We start from the raw sequence: 5,256 nt of genomic DNA, 5'->3' as shown, positions 1-5,256 counted from the left end.
GCTTATCCACCAAGCAATTGACACCAGCTCGGCGATGTATATCGAACTGGTGAATTCTGGCGTAAAAGCAGACGCGATCTCGGTCTTCCGATATCCCGACCTGCCACGAATGGAGGAAGCCGTTTTCCCACGTGGCTGGGAACATGCGCTGGATCGCAACGTATCTTTCATCGTGAACCGAATGAACGAACGTGTTCTTGCAGGCCAATCCATTGAAACGCTGCTTGCGGTTCTGATGTTCGTCCTGATGGGCATCACGCTGGAACGCTCCAAGATTGCAAACGACCTTCTGACCACAATGGCGCGTGTCTTTGGTCCGCTTCCGGGTGGCCTGGCTGTATCCGTTGTTGTGGTTGGCGCATTTCTTGCGGCCTCTACGGGGATCGTTGGCGCGACTGTGGTGACCATGGGCTTGCTCAGCTTGCCTACGATGCTGCGCAATAACTACTCTCCCGAGATTGCCACGGGGGTCATTGCGGCCTCTGGGACATTGGGGCAGATCATTCCGCCCTCTATTGTTATTGTTCTGCTGGGTACGCTTGCGGGCGACCTTTATTCATCCGCTCAAGAAGCGCGCGCGATTGCTGCGGGCTGTACGGATGCTTTGACCTATCTGGGTGAGCCTGCGGTTGTCTCTGTCGGTACGCTTTTCCAAGCGGCACTGCTTCCAGGTGTTCTGCTTGCATTGCTCTATGCGCTTTATGCCTTTGGCTATGCGCTGTTTAACCCAAGCAAGGCACCAGCCGTTGCGATGGGTGCGGGCAACAGTGAAGTCATTACAAAGGGTGAAGGTTTTACATGGTTCCTTGGTGTTCCAATCGCGTTGATCGCTGGCATGATGCTGCTGGGCAACCTCAATGTTATCGGCTCGCAGAACCTTGTTGTAGACAGCTACTCTGACATTGGCGAGGGCGCGAGCCTGCGTACAAATGTTGGTCCAGATTGTCAGGCATCAATGATCGAATTGCATGGTCAGGAAGCATGGGATGTTGCGGTTGCGCAAACCGCTGAAATCGAAGCCGCAGGCGGCATTGTCGAAAGCGCCAAACTGACGGACGACGAGATCAAGGAAGCGATTGCAGCAAAGGCCAATGCCGCTGCACCGATCGGGACAGGCATTGCGATCCTCGCGATCATTCTGACGTTGATCCTGACGACTGCGCGCGGTGCGCGCCCGACAGCAAATCATGGACCGATCTATATCGGCCTGATCGGTGTCGTGCTTGGTTTGCTGGTTGATCTGCTATTGATCCGCCCTTCAACAAGCGCTGGCGTGACCGTGGTGCTGATGGCTATTCCTTGGGCCATTTCGCTCTATGGTTGTACCCACGCTGCGATTATGCTCTCCAAGAACGAGCTGATCCGTGTTGTCTTCCCGCCACTGGTTCTGATCGTTGCTGTGCTTGGATCTATTCTTGGCGGTATCACCAACCCGACGCCCGCTGCGGCGCTTGGTGCGGGCGGTGCGATCATGCTGGCAGCCTATCGTCGCCTGCGTGATGAGGATAAGTCCGGCAAGGTTGTTATCTTTTCGACCTTCGCGGTGATCTTGATGATCCTGATCGGTGTGAACTTCGATCTGAGGGTCAATCAGGGAGGCGTGAGCTTCGAAACCTGGGTCGCGTTCTTCTTTGCCTACACTGCATGGCTCTATGCTGCATTTGGTTTGCTCTTCTCTTGTTACGTTCTGTTCCGCGCGGGCATCTTGCCACCTATCGTGCGCGAAACCGCAAAAGTGACGAGCATGGTTTTCACCATCCTGATCGGTAGCCAGATGTTGAACCTTGTGGTGATTTCCTTTGGTGGAGAACACTATATCCAGCAGTTCCTGAAGAGTTTCGACAATGAGCTGACGGTCTTCCTGATCGTGATGCTTGTGCTTTTCGTGCTGGGCTTTGTGCTCGACTTCCTTGAAATCATCTACATCGTGATCCCGATCGTTGGACCTGTGATTTACGGCGGTACGTTTGATCCGAAATGGGTGACGATCATGATCGCTGTGAATTTGCAGACATCCTTCCTGACGCCGCCCTTCGGCTTTGCGCTTTTCTATCTGCGCGGCGTTGCACCCAAGGAGGTTACGACCGGACATATCTATCGCGGCGTGGCTCCCTTCGTGCTTATTCAGGTTGCTGGTCTGGGACTGCTCTGGCTCTTCCCGTCTATCGTGACGATTGTGCCTGACTTGATCCCGAATTGATCTGAACGCAGGAAATTCCGAAAATGAAAAACGAGGCCCAAGGGCCTCGTTTTGCTTTGTTCAGGTGCAAATTCCTCAGAGGAATTTGATGTCGCCTTCGGCGAGAGTTTAGCTGGCAAAATGAAGTAACTTAGTCAGGCACAGCGCGATAGCCGCCCGGAAGCGAGATATTTGCAACCTGTTCGGCAATCGGCGGCGTGGAGAGCGGATGCAGGTTGGTTTCAAATGCCTGTGGATCGCGCATTTTTTGCCACACGCCGTCCGAGAACACCTCGAGCCCTGAAAAGCCGGCTTTATAGCCCATCTTGGGGCTGCCTGGCACCCAGTAGCCAAGGTAGACATAGGGCAGGCCCGCGTTGCGCGCGATTTCGATGTGATCGAGGATGATATAGGTGCCAAGCGACTGGCGCGGGGCATCGGGCGTGTAGAACGAATAGACCATGCTGAGCCCGTCATCATGGACATCGCTGAGGCAAACCGCGGCCAGATCGGCGCTGTCTTGATCTGCGTATTCTATGACACGGCTTCTGATTGGTGTTTCTTCGATCATTGCTGCAAATTCGAACACATCCATATCGACCATGCCGCCCATAGCGTGCCGCGCCTCCAAATAGGTGCGAAACAGCGCGTATTGCTCTTCTGTTGCCCAAGGCGATGTGGCGCGGCGAGTGAGATGGGCATTGCGCCGGTTTATGCGTTTCTGGCTTGTGGATAGGGTAAACGCGTCAACATCGATGCGCGCTGACAGGCAGGCCGAGCAATCGGCGCAAGAAGGGCGATACAGGACATTTTGCGAGCGACGGAAACCCTGCTTTGACAGGCTGTTATTGAGCGCATCCGATCCATCGCCTTGCAGGGCCGTGAACAGCTTTCGCTCCATCCTGCCCTCAAGGTAAGGGCAGGGTTGCGGTGCAGTCACATAGAACTGCGGAGCAACGGGAAGCGTATGGCGCATAACGATCAGATTTCCTTTGCTCGCAGGCTAGCATTCAAAGGACGCCAAATCAAAGCCCCGAATTGACCGATATGGCGCGATATTTTACCTACGGTTAATCATCACCGAGCCAAGAGCCATATCCGTCAGGCTTTGTCCGCGTGCAGAACCGAGCATCATGATGATCGAAACGATCTGGATCAGAAAAAATGCCATCGAAAACGTATAGCCAAGCGTGTGAACAAGCGCCTGCGAGAAATCAAACCGCTCCCCGCGCCCATCGCGTAGTTCAATTGACATGATCCGCATACCCCATGTGGCGGAAGTGGCTCCGATGGTAATGGCGCGATAGCCAAATCCGATGACAAGAAACAATAACGGGAAAAAGAACAGGCCCGTGAAGGCGGTGAACGGAATGATTAGAATGCTCAAGACAACCGTGATGACCGTATCAATGATCCAGGCGATCAATCGTTTACTGGGCACGGACGCGTAAAACTGCGGAGCGCGGATGGGGTCGGGGTGATTTGGCGCGTATTCTGTCATGGTCCTTATCAACTATTTGAAAGCTATGTAGGAATGGGCCACCCGAAAAAGGGTAGCCCATCTTGGAGAGACTTAGGCGTCTTCGGTTTCTTCGACGGGCATGGAGGCTGCTTTTGCGCGGTCATCCATGAATTCATCGAACTCGGCCTTGTCTTTTGCATCGCGCAGGCGCTGCAGGAAGTCTTCAAAGCTGCTTTGCTCGTCTTCAAGGCGGCGCAGCGTATCTGCTTTATAGGCGTCGAACGCCGAGTTGCCAGAAGGGCGCATGGCCGAAAAACCATGGCGGGCGGATGAATGGCGGCAGGATTTGCTGAACATACGTTTGCTCCAGATCATATAGAAGAGAAGGGCGAGGCCGACGGGCCAGACGAAGATGAACCCGAGCACCATGGCCGCGATCCAGGCACCTTTGCCTTTGTTATCGAGCCAGGCCTCAGAGCGCGCGAACCAGCCTTGGGGCTGGGCAGTATAGGCGGGTGCTTGGGCAAGGGTGGACATGAGGTTCTCCTGTTTAGGTGTCTGCGTTAATGTGAATGTCTTTCACATTGAATAAGATGGGGAGTTTTCAGATCCGCACAAGACCTAATGTAAATGTTTTTTACATTTAGTGTGTTTGTGAAGTAAAATCAGCAACTTGGGCATTGGAATGGTTTACTATGTCGGTAGGATTTGCGCTAAAAACATGGCGCGGCGTTCCCGCAGCGCCCCAGATGGCACCAAAATCCTTGAGCCTTGGATCAAAAAATGCGCGCGGTGGGGTGAGATGTCCAATCGGAGAAACTCCGCCAATTGCAAAGCCTGTTTGTGCACGAATGACTGCCGCATCTGCTTTGCCAAGCGGTTCCCCTGCGAGGGCAGAAGCCTTGATCGGGTCAACCTGATTGCCGCCTGCCGTTAGAAACAGAATGCACTGGCCCGAAGTTTGGCCCAGAAAAATGATAGATTTGACGATTTGATCGACCTCGCAGCCGATTTCATTGGCGGCCATTTGTGCAGTGGTGGCTTGTCCCGTTTCGCGGATCGTATCGGGTAGGCCAACCGCTTCAAGCGCGGCGCGCACGCGTTTCAATGATTTGCTCATTTCATTTTCTCCAAAGTTCGGTGCAGGTGCGTTTCAAATTTAAGCAGGCGCATTGGGCTAACAGCCTCTGCACTATAAAGCGAAAGCATCGAAAAGCGGGCCTTAGGCGCGCAGGCCTTGAACACCCCCCATTTCAACGCGCGGCGTACGGGGCGGCGTAGAACGAAAAGGTCGACCCATCGAGGGCTGCCAAGGGTGGTGATTGCGATCACCTCTTTAAGGCCATGCAGCCGCGGGGTAAGGGCGGACAGATCGCTCGCATGATTGTAAGCGATGCCGGGCAGGAAACTGCGATCAATCCAGCCCTTTAGGATTGCAGGCAGACCAAACCACCAGGTCGGGAAAACCAGAATCAAGCGCTCGGTTTTTTCAAGCTGGTCCGTATCTTCAAACGATGCACTATAATAGTCACGCCGCTCTTTCGCTCTAAGACGTGGGTCATAGCCAATCGCATAAAGATCAAGCAGGAGCACAGCGTCGCACCGCGCGTCGAAA

6 protein-coding genes are annotated in these 5,256 nt (G+C 54.0%); 1 reads left to right on the top strand and 5 read right to left on the bottom strand.

From position 1 onward, the window contains the following. A partial coding sequence (locus WBC85_RS07355) for a TRAP transporter large permease subunit (RefSeq protein ID WP_424434616.1) occupies positions 1-2,200 on the top strand: 2,200 nt, incomplete at its 5' end. Between the two features lie 130 nt (positions 2,201-2,330). Here the strand turns inward: WBC85_RS07355 and WBC85_RS07350 are convergent. The 5 genes from WBC85_RS07350 to WBC85_RS07330 form a co-directional block, all read right to left on the bottom strand. Further along, positions 2,331-3,155 carry an arginyltransferase gene (locus WBC85_RS07350; protein WP_424434613.1) on the bottom strand — a complete coding sequence of 275 codons (825 nt, stop codon included), beginning with the start codon at positions 3,153-3,155 and terminating at the stop codon, positions 2,331-2,333. An 84-nt stretch (positions 3,156-3,239) separates the two neighbouring features. Further along, positions 3,240-3,680 carry an RDD family protein gene (locus tag WBC85_RS07345; protein WP_424434610.1) on the bottom strand — a complete coding sequence of 147 codons (441 nt, stop codon included), beginning with the start codon at positions 3,678-3,680 and terminating at the stop codon, positions 3,240-3,242. Positions 3,681-3,752: 72 nt separating this feature from the next. Then, positions 3,753-4,178, bottom strand: coding sequence for a DUF2852 domain-containing protein (locus WBC85_RS07340; RefSeq protein ID WP_424434607.1), 426 nt, complete (start codon positions 4,176-4,178; stop codon positions 3,753-3,755). A gap of 106 nt (positions 4,179-4,284) precedes the next feature. Further along, positions 4,285-4,761: a YbaK/EbsC family protein gene (locus tag WBC85_RS07335; protein WP_424434604.1), complete on the bottom strand. Its 477-nt coding sequence runs from the start codon at positions 4,759-4,761 to the stop codon at positions 4,285-4,287. Next, on the bottom strand, positions 4,758-5,256 hold a 499-nt coding region (locus WBC85_RS07330; protein WP_424434601.1), incomplete at its 5' end, for an NAD(P)H-dependent oxidoreductase. The genes WBC85_RS07330 and WBC85_RS07335, both read right to left, overlap by 4 nt.

The sequence above is a fragment of the Planktotalea sp. genome, assembly GCF_049680325.1.
Classification (GTDB): Bacteria; Pseudomonadota; Alphaproteobacteria; order Rhodobacterales; family Rhodobacteraceae; genus Planktotalea.
This window is presented reverse-complemented; position numbering and strand designations above follow the sequence as displayed.

Coding starts and splice junctions, on each gene's coding strand:
- WBC85_RS07350 (WP_424434613.1), bottom strand. CDS start 3,155: ATGCGCCATACGCTTCCCGTTGCTCCGCAGTTCTATGTGACTGCACCG.
- WBC85_RS07345 (WP_424434610.1), bottom strand. CDS start 3,680: ATGACAGAATACGCGCCAAATCACCCCGACCCCATCCGCGCTCCGCAG.
- WBC85_RS07340 (WP_424434607.1), bottom strand. CDS start 4,178: ATGTCCACCCTTGCCCAAGCACCCGCCTATACTGCCCAGCCCCAAGGC.
- WBC85_RS07335 (WP_424434604.1), bottom strand. CDS start 4,761: ATGAGCAAATCATTGAAACGCGTGCGCGCCGCGCTTGAAGCGGTTGGC.